This window comes from Streptomyces sp. NPDC025618, from assembly GCF_055558795.1.
On record NZ_JBVHLW010000011.1, the window covers coordinates 14,351 to 34,417 of the forward strand.

Sequence of the window (20,067 nt, forward strand, 5' to 3'; positions counted from 1 at the left end):
AAAACCAGTGAATTACGGGAGGAGCTCCCGGTGTTGCACACACTGCTTGTCGGGCTCGGACGATCGGGGCGGGAACTCCACCTGCCCGTGTTGCGCAGGCTGCGCGAGGAGGCCGCCGCGCCGGGCGCGCGGAGCCTCTTCGCGCCGGACGACCCCCTGGGCTACGACATCCTGCCGACGCCACCCGTCCCCGGGCTACTGACCGTGCCCTCGCTCGCCCAGGCCCGCGCACGGCTGGACCCCGCCGTCACCGTCGTCCACCTCTGCAGCCCGCCGACACAGCGCGTCGAGGTCCTGCGGGAACTGGCCCGGCTCGGCTTCCGCTCCTTCCTGGTGGAGAAGCCGATCGGCACCGACAGCGCCGTCGTCGACGCCATGCGCCTGCTGCGGCACGAGTACGGCCTGCGGCTCGCGGTGGTCGCGCCCTGGCTGCACAGCACGCTCACCGAACGGCTGGAGCGGCTCGTCCGCTCGGGCAGCCTGGGCCGGCTCCGCCACATCACCGTGCGCCAGAACAAACCGAGGCTGCGCAGATCGCTCAGCACCCCGAGCCATCCGACGGCCTTCGACGTCGAACTCCCGCACTCCGTCGGCGTGGTGCTGCGCCTCGCCGGTGCTGGCCGTGTGACGGCGGCGTCCTGCACCGACGCGAGGGTGGGCGGCGCCGTGGTGCCGAGGATGGGCGCGGCCGGGCTGACCCTGGAACACACCGGCGGCGTGGTCAGCCGGATCTCGACCGACCTGGCGTCGCCCCTGCGGGAGCGCCGCATCGTGCTCGGCTTCGACGCGGGCACGGCGGTCGGCCACTACCCGGTCAGCGGCGAGGACGCGTACGCCCACCTGCGGGTGACGCCCATCGGACTGCCCGAGCAGTACGAGATCTTCCCGGACGAGGCCCTGGACACCTGCCTCCTCCAGACCTACCGGGGCTTCGCCGAAGGCGCCTGCTTCGCCGCGGACTTCGCCCTCCAGGCCGAGGTGGTCGAGGCCCTGGACCAGGCGAAGCAGCACGTCGCGACGGAGGCGGGCGCGATCACGCCCACCGGGGAGCGAGGGCTCCGTGTCGGCTGAGACCCGCCCCTCCCCCGTGCTCCCGCCCGGGATCGAGCTGTCCGGCATCGGCGACGAGGCGGGCACCTCACTCGACGAGCAGATCGCCGCGCTCTCCGCCCTGGGCTGGGGAACCGTCGAGCTGCGCACCGTGGACGGCACCGCCGTCGCCGACCTCGACGACAGCGGCTTCGAGCGCCTCTGCGCCCGCCTCGCCGAGGCCGGGCTGGGGGCCGCCTGCGTGGACTCCCGCATCGCCGACTGGGCCCGGCCGGTCACCGCGGACTTCGCCGCGGACCTGCGGGAACTCGACATCCTCGGCAAGCGCTGCGCCCGGCTCGGCACCCGCTTCGTCCGCGTCATGTCCTACCCCGACGACGGGCTGGACGAGGACGCCTGGCGCGGCGAGGTGCTCCGCCGCATGAGGGAGCTCACCGCGCGCGCCGAGGACGCCGGACTCGTGCTGCTGCACGAGAACTGCGCCGGCTGGGCGGCGACCCGCGCGGACCGCATGCGCGCACTCCTCGAGCACGTCGACAGCCCCGCGCTCCGGCTGCTCTTCGACACCGGCAACGGCGTCGCCTACGGCTACGAGGCGTACGACCTGCTGCCCGAGATCGCGCCCTACGTCGCGCACGTGCACGTCAAGGACGCCCTCGGCACCCCGGACGACACCCGCTACACCCTCCCCGGCCGGGGCCGCTGCCGGGTCCGCGACGCGCTGCGCCTGCTGCTCGACCACGGCTACACCGGCGTCTGGTCCATCGAGCCGCACATCAACGTCCGTCCGCACGAGTACCTCACCACCACGGGCCGCTCCGGCGTGGAGGCGTTCGTCGCCTACGGCCGGGAGCTGGAGCGACTGGCCGGCGGCCTGGGACGAGGTGCCGCGTGACCCGCGTCGGACTGCTCCCGGCCGAGCGCGAACTGCTGCTGCGGCTGATCGAACTCCCCACCGCCGGGCCACTGGAGACCGGCGGGGACGGGCCGCGCCCGCTGCTGTGGGAGGCCCAGCGCGCCTACGCCGACGCGGCGGCCGCCCTGGGCCTCACCGTCGTCCACCACGAGGCCCCCGCGGCCGCGGTCCTGGACCGGGACGGCGTCCCGGCCACGGTGCGCGAAGCCGCCGCGCTGATGCCGGACTTCCTGCGCTGCCAGCCGAGCATGGTGCTCCGCCTGGGCCCGCCCCTGCCGCCCGAGCGCACCGTGATGTTCAACGCGCACCTGGACACGGTGGCCGGCTGGGAACCCCCTCGGTACGAGGACGGCCGCTTCCACGGCCGCGGCGCCATCGATGCCAAGGGCCCGGCCGTCGCCCTGCTCGCCGGCCTGCGCCGAGCGGTGGAGACCGTACCGGGGCTGGGGCGGGACACCGGCGTCCTCATCCAGCTGGTCGCGGGCGAGGAGGGCGGCGCCATGGGCGTCTTCGGCACCCGCCCGCTGGTCGAGAGCGGCTACACCGGCAGGCTCAACATCTTCTGCGAGCCCACCCGGTCCCACCTCGTGCCCCGGTCCACCGCCGCCGCGACCGCCCTCGTCGAGATCACCGGAGAGGACTCCATCGACGACCGCCCGGAAGGCGGCCACAACGCCAGCGTCCTGCTGGGCTTCCTGGCCCAGCACCTCGCCGAGCGGCTGCCCGGCAGTGCCGAGGGCGGCCGGGTGTGCGTGGCCGGGCTGCACACCGGCCGGATGCACAACAAGGTGTACGGCACCGGGCAGCTCCTGCTGAACCTCGCCTACGCCACCACGGCGGCGGGCCGCACCCTCACGGAGGCGCTGGAGCGGGAACTGCCCGCAGCGCTCGACGCCTTCGCCCAGCGCTTCGGCGGGCAACCGGACTTCGCCCGCACCGCCGCCGACGCCCACGCCGTCACCACCCTGCGCTGGCTCAAGCGCGGGCTCCCCGCCCTGGACGGCGACTCCCCCCGCTCCTCCTGGGCCGAACGCCTGCTCGGGCGGGAAGCGGGCATCCCGTACGCCCCCCAGGACTGGCCGGCCTGCACCTGCGACGCCATCTGGATGCAGGGCGTCCCCGACGCGTACACCGCCGTCTACGGCCCCGGCGACCTCGACGCCAACCACGCCCACGCGGCCGGGGAGTTCGCCGAGGCCCACAGCCTCGAAGTGTTCGCCACCGGCATCACCTCACTCCTGAAGCAGTTCGCCCAGGCAACGGAGGAAACGTCATGACACCCACGTCCGCCACGGCCCCCACGGAATGCCCGGCCCCCACCGAACGCACGGCCGGTGGCCGAGGCAGCCCGGACAGGGCGGTGCGCGTCCCCCACGCGTCCCTGGTCGCCTTCGCGGCCGAGGTGTTCGAGCGCCGCGGCGTGCCACCCCGGCGGGCCCGTACCGCGGGCGAGGCCCTGGTCTACGGCGACCTCAGCGGCATGCGCTCCCACGGCCTCGCCAACCTCACCCGCCTCTACCTCCCGCTCCTCGACGACGGCAGGGCGCTGCCGGACGCCGAACCCGAAGTGCTCGCCGACCGGGGGGCCGCACTGCTCCTCGACGCCCACAAGGCGCTGGGCCTGTGGGCCGCGAGCGAGGCCCTCGACCTGGCCGCCGAACGGGCCGCCGAGTACGGGATAGGGCTCGTCTCCGTCCGCGACGCCACCCACTTCGGCTGCGCGGGCCACCACACCCGGCGGCTGGCCGAACGCGGTCTGATCGGCATCCTCGCCTCCAACTGCGGACGCCAGCGGATCGCCCGGCCGCCGGGCGGACGGGCCGCGATGCTCGGCACCAACCCGATGAGCGTCGCCGCGCCGGCGGGCCCCGGACTGCCGCCGTTCGTCCTGGACATGAGCACCACCGCCGTGCCCACCGGCAAGGTCCGCGAGGCCGCGCGAGCCGGCCGGTCCATCCCCGAGGGCTGGCTCCAGGACGAGCGGGGACGGCCGGTCACCGACCCGGGCGCCCTCGACCGGGGCGAGGGCTTCCCGCTGTGGCTCGGCGGCCGCCCCGAGACCGGGGCGTACAAGGGATACGGGCTGGCCCTGCTCGTGGAGGTGCTCGCCGCGCTCGTACCCGGCGCCGGGCTCGGCCCCGCCGAGGAGGCCCACGCCGGCCACGGCGGACCCACCGGGCGCGACGACGACATCGGCTTCCTCGCCCTGGCCGTGGCACCCGGCGCGCTCCGTCCGGTGGACGGCTTCCTCCAGGACGCCGCCGGCCTCTTCCAGGCCCTGCTGGACTGCCCGCCGCTCGACGCGAACGCACCCGTCAGCTACCCCGGCGCGCGCGAGGCGGAACTGAGCGCCGGCGCGCTCGCCCACGGCGTCGCGATCACCCCCGGGCTGTACGCCGAAATCCGCTCCGTCGCCGCCGCCCTGGGCATCGACGCCCCGGAAGGAGAACCGTCATGACCGTGCTGAAGGACGATCCGGCCCGGCTGCGCATCGGCATCGTCGGCCTCGGCGTCATCTCGCGCTTCTACGTCGCGGCGTTCGAGGAACTGCCGGACCTGCGGCTGGCCGCCGTCTGCGACCTGCGCCCCGAGGCGCTGGCCCCCTTCGAGGGCCGCGCCCTGTGCTACACCGACCACCGCACGATGATCGCCGAAGCCGGTCTCGACGCCGTCGTCGTCAACGTGCCCAACGACGCCCACGCCGGTGTCTGCGCGGACCTGCTCGCGGCCGGTCTCGCGGTCTGTGTGGAGAAGCCCCTCGCGACCCGCGTCGAGGACGGGCGCGACCTGGTCCGTACGGCCCGGGAGCGTGGCACGGTGCTGTTCACCTCCTTCCACCGGCGCTACAACGACAACGCGCTGGACCTGCTGCGGCGGATCGCCGACAGCGCGGCACCCGTCGTCTCGCTCACTGTGCGCTATCTGGAGCAGATCGAGGAACACGCGGGCACGGACCGCTGGTATCTCGACCCCGGGCGCTGCGGCGGTGGCTGCGTGGCCGACAACGGCCCCAACGCGTTCGACACCGTACGCCAGTTCATCGGTCCGGCCGAGGTCACCGATGCCGTGGTCGTCCGGGACGCCGAAGGCACCGACCGGCAGGCGACCGTCCTGCTGCGCTCCACGGCCGGCGCCACCGCGCGCGTGGTGCTCGACTGGGCGTACCCCGGCGAGCGCAAGGACATCGAGGTCCGCCTCGCCGACGGCACCGTCCACACCGCCGACATGCTGGCCGGCCACCCCGCCTTCAAGCAGTCCCTGTGGCACGAATACGCCGGAGTCCTGCGGGACTTCGCCGCCGCGGTGCGCGCGGGCGAGGACCGCGCCGAGGGAGGCCTCGCCGCGCTGGAGCTGGTCGCCGAGGTCTACCGCCGCGAGTCGGCGACAGCGGGCGCGGCCCTGGCGGGAGGCCGCCGGTGAACCCGGCCGAGGACGGCGCCAAACGCCCGGTCGACGGCAGCCTGGTGAAGATCCTCACCCACCGCCGCGACGACCGCGGCATGAGACTCGAGGAATTCGCCGGCCGCTGCGTCCGGCGCGGCGAGATCCACGAACTGGTGACCACGGACCAGCACGACACGGCGCCCGGCGCGGTCGTCGACCGCGTCGGCTTCCTCGGCTTCGTCGAGGTCGGCACCGGCGGCGTGCTCGACCGCGGTGACGAGGTGCGGATCGACGGCCGCCCGGTGGGCACCGTACTGGGCTTCGACGCCTGCCACTTCCCCAACCACTACAACGTGCTGATCGCCGTCGACACGACGACCACCGGCCCGGAACTCGGGCTCCGGCCCGGCATGGAGGTGCGTTTTGACCCCGGTTCTTGACCCGGTCGCCCCCTCGGGAGCGCCGCGGGAGACCACCTTGCTCCACACCGTCACGGACCCGGCGAGCCTGCGCGCGCTCGCCCCGGACCGGCTGGCGGAACTGGCCCGGGAGATCCGCGGCTTCCTCGTCACGGCGGTGTCCCGCACCGGCGGCCACCTCGGGCCCAACCTCGGCGTCGTCGAGCTGACCATCGCCCTGCACCGCGTCTTCGACTCCCCGCGCGACCGCCTGCTGTGGGACACCGGACACCAGGCGTACGTCCACAAGCTGCTCACCGGCCGCCAGGACTTCTCCCGGCTGCGCGAACGCGGCGGCCTGTCCGGCTATCCCTCCCGGCAGGAGTCGGAACACGATGTCATCGAGAACTCCCACGCCTCCACCGCGCTCTCCTACGCGGACGGACTCGCCCGCGCGCACCGGCTGCGCGGCCTGCGCGACCGCCATGTCGTCGCGGTCATCGGCGACGGCGCCCTGACCGGCGGCATGGCCTGGGAAGCGCTGAACAACATCGCGGTGAGCAAGGACCTGCCGCTGGTCATCGTCGTCAACGACAACGGCCGCTCCTACGCGCCCACCAAGGGCGGCCTCGCCGAGCACCTCACCGCCCTGCGCACCTCCCAGGGCTACGAGCGGTTCCTGCGCTGGGGCAAGGACGCGCTGCTGCGGGCCCCTGTCGTCGGCGGGCCCCTCTACGAGGGCCTGCACGGCGCCAAGAAGGGGCTGAAGGACCTCGTCGCCCCGCAAGGGCTCTTCGAGGACCTCGGGCTGAAGTACATCGGCCCGGTGGACGGGCACGACATCGCGGCGCTGGAGACCGCGCTGAGCCACGCCAAGCGATTCGGCGGGCCGGCCGTCGTGCACTGCGTCACGAGCAAGGGCAAGGGCCACGCGCCCGCCGAGCGGCACGAGGGGGACCGCTTTCACGCCATCGGCGCGCTCCCGGCGGCCGGGGCCGAGGCGTCCGGGCCCAGCTGGACGTCCGTGTTCTCCGAGGAGATCCTCAAGGCCGGGGCGGAGCGGGAGGACATCGTCGCGCTCACGGCGGCGATGCTCCAGCCGGTCGGGCTCGACGCGTTCGCCACGGCGTATCCGGAGCGGGTCCTCGACACCGGCATCGCCGAACAGCACACGGTCACCGCCGCCGCGGGTCTGGCCCTCGGCGGACTGCACCCGGTGATCGCGCTGTACGCCACCTTCCTCAACCGGGCCTTCGACCAGGTGCTCATGGACGTGGCACTGCACCGGTGCGGGGTCACCTTCGTGCTCGACCGCGCGGGCGTCACGGGGAACGACGGGCCCAGCCACAACGGCATGTGGGACATGTCCCTGCTGCGGATCGTCCCCGGAATGCGGATCGCGGCACCCCGCGACGCCACCCGGCTGCGCAGGCAGCTCCGCGAGGCGCTGGAGGTCGAGGACGCCCCCACCGCGGTCCGCTACCCGAAGGGGCCGGTCCCCGCCGCCGAAGTGGAGCCGGTCGACGTGCTCGCCGGGATGGACGTACTGGCCCGCCCGCGCGGCACGGCGGACGTCCTGCTCGTCTCGGTGGGCGCGATGGCGCCCGTCTGCCTCGCGGCCGCCGAGGAGCTGTCCGGGCGGGGGCTCGGGGTGACCGTGCTGGACCCGGGCTGGGTGGCGCCGGTCAACCCCGCCCTGGTCCGGCTCGCCGCCGAACACCGCCTCGTGGCCACGGTGGAGGACGGCGGACGGGCCGGTGGGATCGGCTCGGCCGTCGCCCAGGCGGTCCACGACGCGGGGCTGCCGGTCCCGGTCCGGGTGTTCGGCCTGGAGCAGCGGTTCTACGAGCACGGCAGCCGCGGCGAGGTGCTGGCCGAGGCGGGCCTGACCGCCGGCGACATCGTCCGGGACATCACCGCCTCCCTGGCCCCGGCCGGCGCGCCGCGTCTCAAGGGGGTCTCATGACCGCGGTCCCGCTCGGCACCCCCTCGGTGCCGTCCAGACTCGCCGTCCGCAGGCCCAGCCGCCGCATCCAGGTCGGTTCGGTGGCCGTGGGCGGGGACGCCCCGGTGGCGGTGCAGTCGATGACGACCACCCTCACCTCGGACGTGAACGCGACCCTGCGGCAGATCGCCGAACTGACCGCGGCCGGCTGCCAGCTCGTGCGGGTCGCCTGCCCGTCCCAGGACGACGCGGACGCGCTGCCGCGCATCGCCCGGCAGTCCAAGATCCCGGTGATCGCGGACATCCACTTCCAGCCCAAGTACGTGTTCGCGGCGATCGACGCGGGCTGTGCGGCGGTGCGGGTGAACCCGGGCAACATCCGGCAGTTCGACGACAAGGTCAAGGAGATCGCGAAGGCGGCCGCCGCGGCGGGCACCCCGATCCGCATCGGCGTCAACGCCGGATCGCTGGACAAGCGGCTGCTGGAGAAGTACGGCAAGGCCACACCGGAGGCGCTGGTGGAGTCGGCCCTGTGGGAGGCGTCCCTCTTCGAGGAGCACGGTTTCCGGGACATCAAGATCTCGGTCAAGCACAGCGACCCGGTGGTGATGGTCAACGCCTACCGGCAGCTGGCCGCCCGCTGCGACTACCCGCTGCACCTGGGGGTGACGGAGGCGGGCCCGGCGTTCCAGGGCACGGTCAAGTCGGCGGTGGCCTTCGGCGCGCTGCTCTCCGAGGGCATCGGCGACACCATCCGGGTCTCGCTGTCGGCGCCGCCCGCGGAGGAGGTCAAGGTCGGCATCCAGATCCTGGAGTCGCTGAACCTGCGGCAGCGCCGGCTGGAGATCGTCTCGTGCCCGTCCTGCGGGCGGGCCCAGGTGGACGTCTACAAGCTCGCGAACCAGGTGACGGCCGGCCTGGAGGGCATGGAAGTGCCGTTGCGGGTCGCGGTGATGGGCTGTGTGGTCAACGGCCCCGGCGAGGCGCGCGAGGCGGATCTGGGGGTGGCCTCCGGCAATGGCAAGGGCCAGATCTTCGTCAAGGGCGAGGTCATCAAGACCGTGCCCGAATCGAGGATCGTGGAGACCCTCATCGAGGAGGCGTTCAAGCTCGCCGAGCGCATGGCGGACGAAGGAGCGCCCCCGGGCGGACCCCAGGTCGTCGCCGGCTGAGCGGAATGCCGTTCCGCCCGCCGGAGCCCCCGACACAACAGAACGGTCGTGCGGGGGCTCCGGCATGCCCGAGCGGATGACAGGGAAGTCCGGCCGTCCTGCTAACCCGTCCGCGGTGGCGGCAATTTCTTGCCCGTAGCGCGCGGACTTCTCCTCTTCGTAGCGTCATTCCCATGCCGATCCCCTCAATTCAACGCCAGGATCCGCCTGTTCCGTTCTTCGACCAGACGGAGTCCTTCGCCTCCCTCTGGCCCCTCATCTCCCGGCACACCGACGACGTCTTCGACCGGGGCAAGTTCTCCCACGGCAGGAAAGTGGCCGAACTGGAGCGGGCCCTCGCCGAATACACCGGTGCCAAACACGCGGTGGCGGTGAACAGCGGCACCGACGCACTGGTCATTCTGCTGCGCGCGGCAGGCATCGGTCCGGGCGACGAAGTCGTCGTGCCCGCCTTCTCCTTCTTCGCGTCGGCGTCCTCGGTCAGCCTGGCCGGGGCCACACCGGTCTTCGCCGACATCACCACGGACGGCGACTACGGCCTCGACGCCGCTTCCGTGGAGGCCGTGATCGGCGAGCGCACCCGCGCCGTGCTCCCCGTGCACCTCTTCAGCCAGCTCGCGGACATGACGGCCCTGACGGAACTTGCGCGCCGCCACGACCTGATGGTGCTCGAGGACAGCGCCGAAGCCATCGGGATGCGGTGGGACGGCACCCACGCGGGACTGCTCGGCACCGGCGGCGTCCTGTCGTTCTTCCCGACCAAGACCCTCGGCGCGCTGGGGGACGCGGGGATGGTGCTCACGAACGACGACGAGGTCGCCGAGAAGGCCGGGGTGCTGCGCCACCACGGCCGGATGGGCAAGACCATCGACCACATCGCCGGCATCTCCAACCTCTCCGGCGTCTCCGGCACCAACAGCAAGATGGACGACGTCCAGGCGGCCGTGCTGCTGGCCAAACTCTCCCGCCTCGACCGGGACATCGCACGCCGCCGCGAGCTGGCCGACGCCTACACCGCACGGCTGCGCGGGACCGACGGGGTGCTGGCCCTGCCCCGGACCGTCCCCCGCCCGGTGCGCGCCGACCCGGTCTTCTACGTCTACCTCGTCGAGGTGGAGCGGCGGGACGAGCTGGCGGCCCATCTGGCGGCGCGCGGCATCGGCACCGAGACGTACTACCCGCGACCGCTCCCGCTGCAGCCCTGCTACGCGGACGAGGAGCGCAACCGGCCGGGACGCTTCCCTCACGCCGAGGCGGCCAGTGAACGGACCCTGGCGCTCCCCCTGTATCCGGACCTGACCGAGGAGCGGCTCGAGACGGTCTGCGCCGCGATCTTCGACTTCTACGCCGGGAGGCGGTGACATGACGATCCCCTTCTTTCCCCCGGATCTCTTCGAGCACGACCGGCAGGCCTTCAAGGACCTGCTGTACGAGGTGGGTACCGACCCGGAGCAGCGCTTCATCCTCGGGCGGCGCACCGCCGCGCTCGAAGCGGAACTGCGCCTCACCACCGGGGCGGAGCACGTCATCGCGTGCTCCAGCGGCACCGGCGGGCTCAACCTCGCGGTCCAGGCACTGGGGATCCGCCCCGGTGACGAGGTGATCGTCCCGGCGTTCTGCTGCCAGCCGGTGGCCAGTTCGGTGGCCAACCTCGGGGCGACGCCGGTCTTCGCCGACGTCGATCCGCACACCATGGTCATCGACCCGGACGACGTGGAGAGGCTGATCTCGGAGCGGACGCGCGCGATCATGCCGGCCCATGTGTTCTCGATCATGGCGGACATGCCGCGCCTCACCAAGCTCGCCCGGGAGCACGGGGTGAAGGTCATCGAGGACGCGGCGGTAGCCGAGGGCGCGGTGCTCGACGGCGTCCCGTCCGGCCGCTGGGGTGACCTCGGCGTCTTCTCGTTCTTCCAGGTGAAGGCCTTCGGCACCGCCGGGGAAGGCGGCGTCGTGCTGACCGACGACCCCGGACTGGCCGAGCGCGTGCGGATGCTGCGCAACCACGGCCAGGACGGCGTCCACCGCTTCGTGCACCACCACATCGGCCAGAACAGCCGCTTCGACGAGATCCTCGCGGCCTTCCAGCTGCACCGCCACGCCGGCTTCGAGGACCGCCTCGAACGCCGCGCCCGGATCGCCGACTACTACACGGAGCGCTTCGCGCCGCTGGCCGAGCGCGGGCTCCTGGCGCCGCCCGCCGGGCGCGACGGCCGCTGCTACTACGTGTACTCCCTGCTGGCGCGGCGCCGCGGCGACCTGCGCGCCTGGCTCACGGAGCGGGAGATCGGCACCCACGTCTACTACCCGGTGCCGCTGCCCGGCCAGCCCGCCTTCGCGCGGTACGCCCCCGAGGGCCGGGAGTGGCCGGGAGCCCGGTACGCGAGCGACCACAACCTGGCCATCCCGATCTGGCCCCATCTCACCGACGCGCAGGTGGAGTACGTAGCCGACTCGATCTGCGAGTTCTACGCCTGAGCGCTCCGCCGGAAGTCCGGCACCCCGGCCGCGGGCCGTTCGCGGCCGGGCGCGCGGTTCCCCGCGCCCTCCCGGGGCGCGGCCGCGCACCGGACTTCGGCACGTCCGCCCAGGTGCGGCCTTCGACCCAGTGCCGCCTTCGACTGAACGGGGCGTTCCGAGCGGATTCTCCGCCCACGGCGCGGCCCCGGCGCACGCGCCTTCCGAGTGACTGAGGAGTTTTGGATGACCACCAAACTGGTTGTCATGGGGCAGGGGTACGTCGGTCTGCCGCTGTCCGTCGCGGCGGCCGAGCACGGTTACCACGTCGTCGGGTACGACACCGACGAGACCCGGGTGAGGCGGCTGGCCGCCGGCGAGTCGTACGTGGGGGACGTGCGCGCGGACCGGCTCGGCGCCGTGCTCGACCAGGGCACGTACCGGCCGAGCATCGACCCGGACGACCTGGACGGCTTCGACATCGCCGTCATCACCGTGCCCACCCCGCTGCTGGAAGGGGTGCCCGACCTCTCCTTCGTCGAGGCGGCGGGCGAGGCGCTGGCGTCACGGCTGACGCCCGGGTCCACCGTGATCCTGGAGTCCACCAGCTATCCGGGCACCACCGAGGAAGTCCTCGCGCCCGTCCTGCAGAAGGGCTCGGGGCTGAGCCCCGGGCTCGACTTCCACCTGGGCTACAGCCCCGAGCGCATCGACCCGGGCAACCCCGAGTGGACCTTCGAGACCACGCCCAAGGTGGTCTCCGGCGTGGACGAGGAGTCGCTGCGCGAGGTGGCCGCCTTCTACGCCACCATCGTCCGCGAGACCGTGCCCGCGCCGTCCACGCGGGTCGCGGAGCTCGCGAAGGTGCTGGAGAACACCTTCCGGCACGTGAACATCGCCCTGGTGAACGAGCTCGCCACGCACGCCGCCGGCATCGGCGTCAACGTCTGGGAGGCCCTGGACATCGCCTCGACCAAACCGTTCGGCTTCATGCGCTTCACGCCCGGCCCGGGCGTCGGCGGCCACTGCCTGCCGGTCGACCCGCTGTATCTGTCCTGGCGGGTCGAGCGGACCCTCAGCAAGCGGTTCCGGCTGGTCGAGCTGGCCCATGAACTCAACAGCCAGATGCCGGAGTACGTGGTCAGCCGGCTCACGCGCGGGCTCGACCGGCGGCGGCAGACCGTCACCGGCGCACGCATCCTGATGCTCGGGCTCGCCTACAAGGCGAACACCGGTGACGTACGGGAGTCCCCGGCGCTGCCCATCGCCCGGATGCTCGTCGAGGCGGGCGCCTCGGTCCGGGTGGCCGATCCGCACGTCACCGAGAGCGTCGGCATACCGGGGCTCACCCGGGTCGAACTGACCGAGGAGGAGCTCAGGGAGGCGCACGCGGTCCTCATCACCACCGACCACGATGCCGTCGACTACGCGGCCGTCGCCTCCGCGGCACGGTATGTGTTCGACTGCCGTCGCCGCGTCCCGCCGGGAGAGAACATCGAGTCCCTGTGACCGTCTCCGTGACCACGGCATCGCCCTTGTGCCCCGCGCAAGGGCGTCGTCCGGGTCCCGCAGAGGCGGCTCCGCGGGCGGGGCGGCGGACCACCGGTCGGACACGGCCCTGGGCGGAGCGCCCTACCTGCCACGCGGCCAGGGCCGAATGCGGTCAGGGCTCCGAGCAGTAGTCCGTACGCGCGCAATTCGCCAGAGCGGTGTCCGGCACGCTGTCGGGCGGCGGCACCACCCCCGGTGACGCCGCGCCGGTGAAGTCGAAGACCGAATCGGTGCCCGCGTGCGTGTCGATCAGCGGGTCGCAGACCAGCATGGCCCGGTGGAGACCGTGGATGCCGGGGGACGGCTCGAGCCCGAGCTCGTCGTGCATCACCTGCCGCAGACTCTGCGCGACCCTCAGCGCCTGGGTGCGGCGCCCCGACCGGTACAGGGCCAGCATCAGCTGCGCGTGCAGGTACTCGTGCGTGGGGTACTGCGCGGCGAGTGAGCTCAGTTCGCCGACCAGTTCGCGGTGGCGGCCCAGGCGCAGCTCGGCGTCGACGCGCTGCTCCCGTACGCTGATGCGCTCCTCTTCCAGCCCGATGAGGTGGGCCCGGAGCACCGGTCCCGCCTGGACGTCGGAGAGCGCCGAGCCCTGCCACATGCGCAGCGCGCGGCCGAGCAGCGCCGACGCCTGCGCGTCGTCCCTGCGCAGTCGGGCCCGGCCCTCGCGCACGAGCGCCGTGAAGTTGTTGATGTCGAGTTCGTCATTCCTGGCGATCAGGATGTAGCCGCCGTCCCGGGTCGCCAGCACGCGGCGTGCCGCCTGCGGGCTCCCGATGCGCGGAATCGCGCTCAGTGCCCTGCGCAGTTGGAGGATGTACGACTGGACGGTGGAGAGCGCGGAGTTCGGCGGGGAGTTATCCCAGAGTTCGTCAATGCAGGTGCTCGTCGTGACCACTTGGTTGGCGCTCAGGAGCAAGAGGGCCAGGAGCTGCCGCTGTTTAGGCGCGGTCGGAGTGCAGTCACGCCCCTGCTCGCTCACGCGCAATGGGCCTAGAATGGAAAATTCCACGATGTCTTCGCACACCTTTCAAGGCGAGCGGGCCGAAAAGCTTTGCTCTCGAAGCCGTGAACGGGCAGGAAAGAACCGGCGGGCTCCGCAGGACTGTAAGCCAGTTACCACGACATTTCAATGATCTCCGGCGCGCTCCGGCCAACCGGTGAACGCCGTTCCGGGTAAGGGTCGTACGGATTTCGGACCCGGTCACGGCATCGGGGAGTACTGCCACGGGGCTGTGCGTTCGTACCGTGGCCGCCAGGTGAAATGGTAGGCGAATCGCTGGGGCGGCGACAGTAATCGCAGCATATGCCGTTGGGTGGTCTCGGGCGCCCCGTCCAGCAGCCACGGATAGAACGACGCCAGTCCCTCGCGGCCCACTCGGCGGCGGCGTTCCCTGTCATAGGCCAGCCAATCGCGCTGATCGAGCACGGCCAGGGCGGGAGGGAGTAATTCCGCTTCCTCGTGGCCCATATGCGCCAACAGAGAGATGCAGAAGTCCTCCAGGTGCGGACGCAGGGGCGACCGGCGCGCACCAAAGAGCGTGCGCTCGATCTCCTCGGCCAGGTCGTCCAGCCGGGCGCGCTCGCCCTTGAGCGTGGCCAGGGGGGCCGGTGGCAGGCCGGCGGCCGCCAGTCCGGTGCGTACGGCGGGCCACAGCGCGAGCTCCTCGGCACCGTGCTGGACCGACAGGTAACGCTTCAGCGTCTCCCATCCGGCCCTGACCGCGGGGTTCCGCGAGGCGTGTTCGTCGCTCGCCGCCGTCATCAGCCGTGCCGCGTCGCGCCGGAAGGCGTCGTGGATCGCGTACAGGGTCGCCACAGCTCGACCGCGCCGGTCCGGACTGGCAGTCATGGGTCAACTCCTCACGGTCGGACACCCAAGTGGCATGACCGACGCGCCCGGACAGGGCGCGCGGCGAGCGGCCTCGGTCCGAAGTATCCGCCGAGCCAGACTCTGGGGCAAGTTGTTCCATAGATAATGTCGCCGTCGGCCCGGACGTACGGCGGCCGCCCGTACCCTCGGCGCCGGCGGGAACTGGAAGCGGAGTGCGGCAGGCCGTTTCCCGGACCGGCCTGGTTCCGGGCGGGGGTGCGACGCCCCTCGGCGCGGCAGGTGGAGTCCGGCCCGACGCCCCGCGCACCGGCCGGGCCGTCAGTCCTTCCGGCCTGGTAGCCGACCGGCCGCGGGCAGCCGGGACATCACCGCGCCTCCGGGCCCTCGGCGGGCGCCGCGGTGAGCGCGCAGCGGACCAGCGCGGGCGCGACGCCGGTGTAGGCGGTGGGATCGAGCAGTTCGTCGAGTGCCTCCTTGGTGAAGTGCGCGGCCACCTCCGGCAGATCGAGCAGCACCTGCCCCAGCGGGAGGCCGCCCCGCTCGGCGGTGAGCGATGCCCAGGTCACCAGTCCCTTGGCGCGGACCTTGCCGAGGATCGGGGCGAGGACGGCGGCCAGCCGCTCGGTCACCAGCTGGCTGCCGGTGAGGGCGAGGTTCTCCGTCATCCGCCCGGGCCGGGGCGTCAGCCCGCCGGCGAGTTCGGCGGCTGTCCACGCGGCACCCCCGGCGAGGCGCAGACATTCGCGCAGCAGCAGCCACTCGGCGTGCCAGGCGCCCGCCGGCCGTTCGTCCTCGGCGACCAGGCACTGCGTCAAGCCGGTGGCCAGGGGGGGTACTTGGATAGCCGCGCTGCGGATCAGCGTGGAGAGCACCGGGTTGCGCTTGTGGGGCATCGCGGACGATCCGCCGCGGCCCGCCACGTCCGGCTCGGCGACCTCACCGATCTCCGTCCGGGCCAGCACCTGGACATCGGCCGCGAACTTGCCGAGCGCGCCTGAGGTGAAGGCGAGCGCCGCCGCGGCATCCGCGATCGGTGTGCGCAGCGCGTGCCACGGCAGGACCGGGCGGGCGAGCCCGGTCTCGGCCACGAACGCCCCGACGAGCCGGTCCTGGTAGTCGCCGGGGTCCGTGACACCGGCCTCGAGCCGCGCGTACTCCAGATAGCCGGCGAGGGTACCGGCGGCCCCGCCGAGCGAGACCGGCAGCGATCGCCGCACGGCGGCGATCCGCGCCTCGGCGTCCAGCACCAGCTGCCGCCAGCCCGCGGCCTTCAGGCCGAACGTGGTGGGAACCGCGTGGAGGGCGAGCGTACGGCCCGCCATGACCGTCTCCCGGTGCCGCTCGGCGAGCACGGCCAGCGCTTCGGCGGTCCGCAGGAGATCGGCGCCGATCAAGCCCATCGCCTCGCGGCACACCAGCATCATGCCGGTGTCCAGGATGTCCTGGCTCGTCGAGCCGCGGTGCACATACTCGGCGGCCTCCGGTGCCTCGGCCGCCACCACCTCCGTCAGCGCGCGCACGAGACCCACGACCGGGTTCGCCGTCTCCCGCGCGGCCAGGGCCAGGGACCGCAGATCGAGCCGCTCGGCCCGAGCGGCGCGCGTGATGGCCTCGGCGGCCGCCACCGGCACCGTGCCCAGCGTCGCCTGCGCCCGGGCGAGCGCCGCCTCCGCGTCGAGCATGGCCTGCAACCACGCCGTCTCGGCGACGGCTTCCTCGACGGGGGCACCCACCCGCACCGGCGACAGCAGCCCGGCGTCGAGCCCTCCGTCGAACCCTCTTGCCATGCGCGTCATTTACTCATCTCCCGTAGATCGGTGTGCAGGACAAGTAAAGCCTGGCGGACCGCCCGCACCATGGGCTGGGCCTCCGCGCCGTTCTTCCGGTGATACAGGTGAACAGCGCGGATCCGCGCACACAGTTGAGGCCGGAACAGGGCCAAGGGGCCATCCCCCAAAAAAACGGGCGCCCCCTGGCCAGGGCCTGACGGAACCCCAGGAAGTCCCATCACCCCGGCTCAGAGGGCGTCCGCGTCGTCATGTCCGATCCCTGGGCCGGTAATTGCCCGGTGGACCGAGGCGTGGTCTCAGCCGCGGAGTGTTCCCTGCACCGCCGTCGCCATCGCGGACTCACCCCTCGCGTTGGGGTGGAAAGGAGCCGCCGGGCTCTCCGGCCGTACCCCCTCGATCCACCGGTCGGCGGCGGGGGCGCACGTGTCATGCCCCACCGTCGGTCCGTACGTGTCGGCGTACCGGACGTGCGCCCGGGCCGCCTCCTTCCGAAGCATCGCGTTGAGGGCCTTCTCCGTGTCCCGGAGGTAGGGGACGTCGCCCGCCGCGATCGGCACCGCCGGGAAGCAGCCGACGCCGCTGTCCGGCATGATCGAGGGGTAGCCGACGAGCGCGACGCGAGCGCGCGGCGCGCGCTGGTGGACGGCCTTGAGGACGGCGGCTATCTTCGGCGAGGCGCCCGCGATCCGGGCGGTGAGCTGGTCGCTGCCGTCGGCGTCGGTGAACTGCTTCTTGCAGGGCGCGCCGGTGGGGTCGGTCTGGGACAGCTTGGCGCAGGTGCCGATGATGTCGCTGAAGCCGATGTCGTTGCCGCCGATGCCGACGGTGACGAGCGTGGTGCGCTTGTCCAGGGCGTTGAGCTGCGCCGGGTTGGCACCCTGGGCGCGCCACATGTCGTCGGTCTTCGCTCCGCTGCAGCTGACGTCCTTGAAGGTCGCGACGTGCCGCTTCGCGGCGGTCAGCGCCGGGTAGTTGACGCTGGAGCGGAGGCAGTCGCCGCCGGTCTGCTCGGGGATGCCGGGGCCGGAGGTGTAGGAGTCACCGAGAGCGACATAGCGCTCGCCGCCGCGGTCGGGAGTGGCCTGGGCGGCCGTCGCGGGGGTGGCGGCCGTGGCCGCCAGGGCCGCGGCCGCGCCGAACGCCGCCACGGCCTTTCCGTACTGCCCACCGCGTCTGTGTACCTGTGCCACCAGTGCCTCCGATGTCGTTCCACGGTCCGTTCGACCGTCAATGCGTCGCAAGACTCGCCGCGTGGTGACCGTCTGTCAATGTGGCTCGATGACGCCGTCGTGACGCGGGGGCCGTAACGGGGCGGGCGAACCGGGCGATGACGGGCCATGTGATGACTCGCATAGCAGCATCCTGTGTGGCGGCCGCGCTCGCCACGACCGCTCTGGTGTCGGCGCCCTCCGCGGTGGCCGACGAACCCGTCCAGGGGCCCGATGTCTCCGTGGGGCAGGCGGGCAACTATCCGACGAGACCCGGGGACTCCGGCAATTTCTCGGTGTCCTGGAAGTCCGAGGGATCCCAGGACGTCACGGGGGTGACCCACCTCACCGTGGACCTCCCGCCGGGCCTGAGGACGAGCGGCGCGCTGATGTATTCGACGCCCTACGACTACACCTTCACCGAGACGGTCTCGCCGGACGGGCGGCACCTGGACGCCACCTACGTGGGCACGATGGTGCCCGGCCGGAGCCACTTCATGAAGGTGCAGGTCACCGCCGGGGCCGGCACACCGTCCGGGGTGATCAGGGCGACCGTCGCCAACGCCGAGGACGTCAATCCGCAGAACAACGTCTCCACCTACACCCTCAACGGCGCCTCCGAGCCCCCGGCGGCCGCCCCGGAGCCGGTGGTGACCGGGGTCGACACGGTCACCGGGCCGGGGGCGGGCGGGACCACCGTCACGGTCACGGGCTTCGGCCTGGACTCCGGGGTGGTGCTCTTCGGGGACGACGCGGCGCGGACGTCGTGCACGAACACCATGTGCACGGCGGTCGCCCCGGGCGGCACCGGCGCGGTTCCCCTCGACGTCCTCACGCCGGGAGGGGCGGCGGAGGCCGGGCAGTTCACCTACACGGGCGCGGGCCCGGCGGCTCCGCCCCAGCCCGTCGTCCAGCACCTGTCCGCGCGGAGCGGACCGGCGGCCGGCGGCACGGCCGTGGCCGTCCTCGGCACGGGCCTGGCCCACGGCACCGTGCGCTTCGGGGGACGGCCCGCCGACCACGCCTCCTGCGGGCCCGACTACTGCAGCGCGGTCTCCCCGGGCGGCACGGGAACGGTCGACGTGACCGTGGAGACGGCGGGCGGCACGAGCGCGGTGGGTGCGGCGGCGCGTTTCACGTACGCGGCGAACTGACCGGGTAATTCGCACCGGGGCAGCCACCGGGCGGGCTTGATTTCGCGGCCGCGGGATGCGAATTCAAGCCCGTTCACCCGGAATCTTCGGTGAATTGGCGATGTTGCCGCTGACATCGGTCCCGTCGTTTCACCGAGGAGCCCCTGTGCGCCTGCATGTCATCCTTCCCGACGAATCAGCCACGATGCCCGCGTCCCGGCTCGTGGAACTCGCCCAGGAAGCGGAAACCCTCGGATTCGCCGGAGTATGGCTTCCCGACCATGTGCTGCCGCCCGCGGAGTACGGTCCCGTCTACGGCGGTGTGTACGAGCCGCTGACGACGCTCGCGCATCTCGCCGCCGTCACCACCCGTGTCACTCTGGGCACTTCCGTGCTTGTGCTGCCGCTGCGGGAGCCCCTCGTGCTGGCGAAGCAGGCGGCCACGCTGGCGCACCTGAGCGGCGGCCGGTTCGTGCTGGGGGTCGGGGCGGGCTGGGAGGCGTACGAGTTCGAGGCGGCCGGGGCGGACTTCGCCGCGCGCGGCGCCCGCACCACCGAGGCCCTGCGGCTCGTCCGCCGGCTGCACACACGGGGCGGCGGGCCCTACGCGGACGACGTCCGCTCCTTCGACGAACGCGCCGTCTTCCAGCCGGTTCCCGCCGCGCCCGTCCCCTTCCTGATCGGCGGGAACTCGGACGCGGCGCTGCGCCGGGCCGCGCGTGTCGGGGAGATGTGGCAGGGCGTCGGCCTGACCCCCGAGGAGTTCACCGCGCGCCGGGCGCGGCTGCGGGAGCTCGGCGGGGAGCACGTCTCGGCGGGGGCCCGGGACCACTGGAACGACGACGCGCGTCCGGTGGGGGACGTGGCGCGGGGCGTACGGGAGTGGGAGCGGGCCGGCGCCGAGGACCTGGGGCTGCACTTCGGCCCCGTCGAGGGCTTCGGGCGGCGCATGCGGACGCTGGCGGCCCGGGTGCCCGAGCTGCTTTCCGGCAGCTGAGCCGCGGCACCGCGGGCGGCGGCGTATGGCTGGTTCCGCGGCGAACGGCCGGATCCCATTCCCTGGGCATTACCGTCCTGTGATCAAGGCCATAGCCGTGGTTCCAGGCCCTTTTGATAGGTTTTCGAATACCGCTGCATTGCAGCCGAGTTCGAACCGGGGGGACGAACTGATGCCTTCTCAGCACGCCGCCGTCCCGGCGGCCGGAGCCGCGCACCGCTCCTGCTCCGCT

At 72.8% G+C, this 20,067-nt stretch carries 17 protein-coding genes; 13 read left to right on the forward strand and 4 right to left on the reverse strand.

The window, feature by feature from the left end:
• The first annotated feature begins 30 nt into the window (after window positions 1-30).
• The 11 genes from ACZ4A5_RS12925 to ACZ4A5_RS12975 all read left to right on the forward strand — a co-directional run bounded on the left by ACZ4A5_RS12925 (window position 31) and on the right by ACZ4A5_RS12975 (window position 12,831).
• Window positions 31-1,071 carry a Gfo/Idh/MocA family protein gene (locus tag ACZ4A5_RS12925; RefSeq protein WP_467582015.1) on the forward strand — a complete coding sequence of 347 codons (1,041 nt, stop codon included), beginning with the start codon at window positions 31-33 and terminating at the stop codon, window positions 1,069-1,071.
• Window positions 1,061-1,945 (forward strand): sugar phosphate isomerase/epimerase family protein, encoded by an 885-nt coding sequence (locus ACZ4A5_RS12930; protein WP_467582017.1) that lies wholly within the window; start codon window positions 1,061-1,063, stop codon window positions 1,943-1,945. Before ACZ4A5_RS12925 ends, ACZ4A5_RS12930 begins: the two co-directional genes overlap by 11 nt.
• The gene (locus ACZ4A5_RS12935; RefSeq protein WP_467582019.1) at window positions 1,942-3,243 is read left to right on the forward strand and encodes a M20/M25/M40 family metallo-hydrolase; all 1,302 of its coding nucleotides are present in this window, start codon (window positions 1,942-1,944) and stop codon (window positions 3,241-3,243) included. The genes ACZ4A5_RS12930 and ACZ4A5_RS12935 overlap by 4 nt, the downstream gene beginning before the upstream one ends.
• A complete protein-coding gene (locus ACZ4A5_RS12940; RefSeq protein WP_467582021.1) occupies window positions 3,240-4,424 on the forward strand; it encodes an Ldh family oxidoreductase in 1,185 nt (394 codons plus the stop codon). Before ACZ4A5_RS12935 ends, ACZ4A5_RS12940 begins: the two co-directional genes overlap by 4 nt.
• Window positions 4,421-5,386, forward strand: coding sequence for a Gfo/Idh/MocA family protein (locus tag ACZ4A5_RS12945; protein ID WP_467582023.1), 966 nt, complete (start codon window positions 4,421-4,423; stop codon window positions 5,384-5,386). The genes ACZ4A5_RS12940 and ACZ4A5_RS12945 overlap by 4 nt, the downstream gene beginning before the upstream one ends.
• On the forward strand, window positions 5,383-5,790 hold the full coding sequence (locus ACZ4A5_RS12950; protein ID WP_467582025.1) for a DUF6917 domain-containing protein: 408 nt from the start codon (window positions 5,383-5,385) through the stop codon (window positions 5,788-5,790). The genes ACZ4A5_RS12945 and ACZ4A5_RS12950 overlap by 4 nt, the downstream gene beginning before the upstream one ends.
• Window positions 5,791-5,827: 37 nt before the next feature.
• Window positions 5,828-7,714, forward strand: a complete 1,887-nt coding sequence (gene dxs, locus ACZ4A5_RS12955; RefSeq protein WP_467582027.1) for a 1-deoxy-D-xylulose-5-phosphate synthase — start codon at window positions 5,828-5,830, stop codon at window positions 7,712-7,714.
• On the forward strand, window positions 7,711-8,865 hold the full coding sequence (ispG, locus tag ACZ4A5_RS12960) for a flavodoxin-dependent (E)-4-hydroxy-3-methylbut-2-enyl-diphosphate synthase (RefSeq protein WP_467582029.1): 1,155 nt from the start codon (window positions 7,711-7,713) through the stop codon (window positions 8,863-8,865). The genes dxs and ispG overlap by 4 nt, the downstream gene beginning before the upstream one ends.
• Before the next feature lie 173 nt (window positions 8,866-9,038).
• Complete coding sequence (locus ACZ4A5_RS12965; protein WP_467582031.1) at window positions 9,039-10,226, forward strand: DegT/DnrJ/EryC1/StrS family aminotransferase; 1,188 nt, start codon at window positions 9,039-9,041, stop codon at window positions 10,224-10,226.
• Window position 10,227: 1 nt separating this feature from the next.
• Window positions 10,228-11,343 (forward strand): DegT/DnrJ/EryC1/StrS family aminotransferase, encoded by a 1,116-nt coding sequence (locus tag ACZ4A5_RS12970; protein WP_467582033.1) that lies wholly within the window; start codon window positions 10,228-10,230, stop codon window positions 11,341-11,343.
• Window positions 11,344-11,568: 225 nt separating this feature from the next.
• On the forward strand, window positions 11,569-12,831 hold the full coding sequence (locus ACZ4A5_RS12975; RefSeq protein ID WP_467582035.1) for a nucleotide sugar dehydrogenase: 1,263 nt from the start codon (window positions 11,569-11,571) through the stop codon (window positions 12,829-12,831).
• Window positions 12,832-12,985: 154 nt separating this feature from the next.
• On the opposite strand, the gene ACZ4A5_RS12980 is transcribed toward ACZ4A5_RS12975, so the two are convergent.
• From ACZ4A5_RS12980 to ACZ4A5_RS12995, 4 genes are all read right to left on the reverse strand, one after another.
• On the reverse strand, window positions 12,986-13,855 hold the full coding sequence (locus tag ACZ4A5_RS12980) for an AfsR/SARP family transcriptional regulator (protein ID WP_467582037.1): 870 nt from the start codon (window positions 13,853-13,855) through the stop codon (window positions 12,986-12,988).
• A 222-nt stretch (window positions 13,856-14,077) separates the two neighbouring features.
• Window positions 14,078-14,725, reverse strand: a complete 648-nt coding sequence (locus ACZ4A5_RS12985) for a hemerythrin domain-containing protein (RefSeq protein ID WP_467582038.1) — start codon at window positions 14,723-14,725, stop codon at window positions 14,078-14,080.
• Between the two features lie 347 nt (window positions 14,726-15,072).
• Window positions 15,073-16,494, reverse strand: coding sequence for a nitrosuccinate lyase (locus ACZ4A5_RS12990; protein ID WP_467582219.1), 1,422 nt, complete (start codon window positions 16,492-16,494; stop codon window positions 15,073-15,075).
• 299 nt (window positions 16,495-16,793) lie between these two features.
• Window positions 16,794-17,687 (reverse strand): SGNH/GDSL hydrolase family protein, encoded by an 894-nt coding sequence (locus ACZ4A5_RS12995; protein ID WP_467582040.1) that lies wholly within the window; start codon window positions 17,685-17,687, stop codon window positions 16,794-16,796.
• Between the two features lie 152 nt (window positions 17,688-17,839).
• On the opposite strand from ACZ4A5_RS12995, the gene ACZ4A5_RS13000 reads away from it, so the two are divergent.
• Window positions 17,840-18,859 (forward strand): IPT/TIG domain-containing protein, encoded by a 1,020-nt coding sequence (locus tag ACZ4A5_RS13000; protein WP_467582042.1) that lies wholly within the window; start codon window positions 17,840-17,842, stop codon window positions 18,857-18,859.
• A 145-nt stretch (window positions 18,860-19,004) separates the two neighbouring features.
• Window positions 19,005-19,835: a TIGR03619 family F420-dependent LLM class oxidoreductase gene (locus ACZ4A5_RS13005; protein ID WP_467582043.1), complete on the forward strand. Its 831-nt coding sequence runs from the start codon at window positions 19,005-19,007 to the stop codon at window positions 19,833-19,835.
• Window positions 19,836-20,067 lie beyond the last annotated feature (232 nt).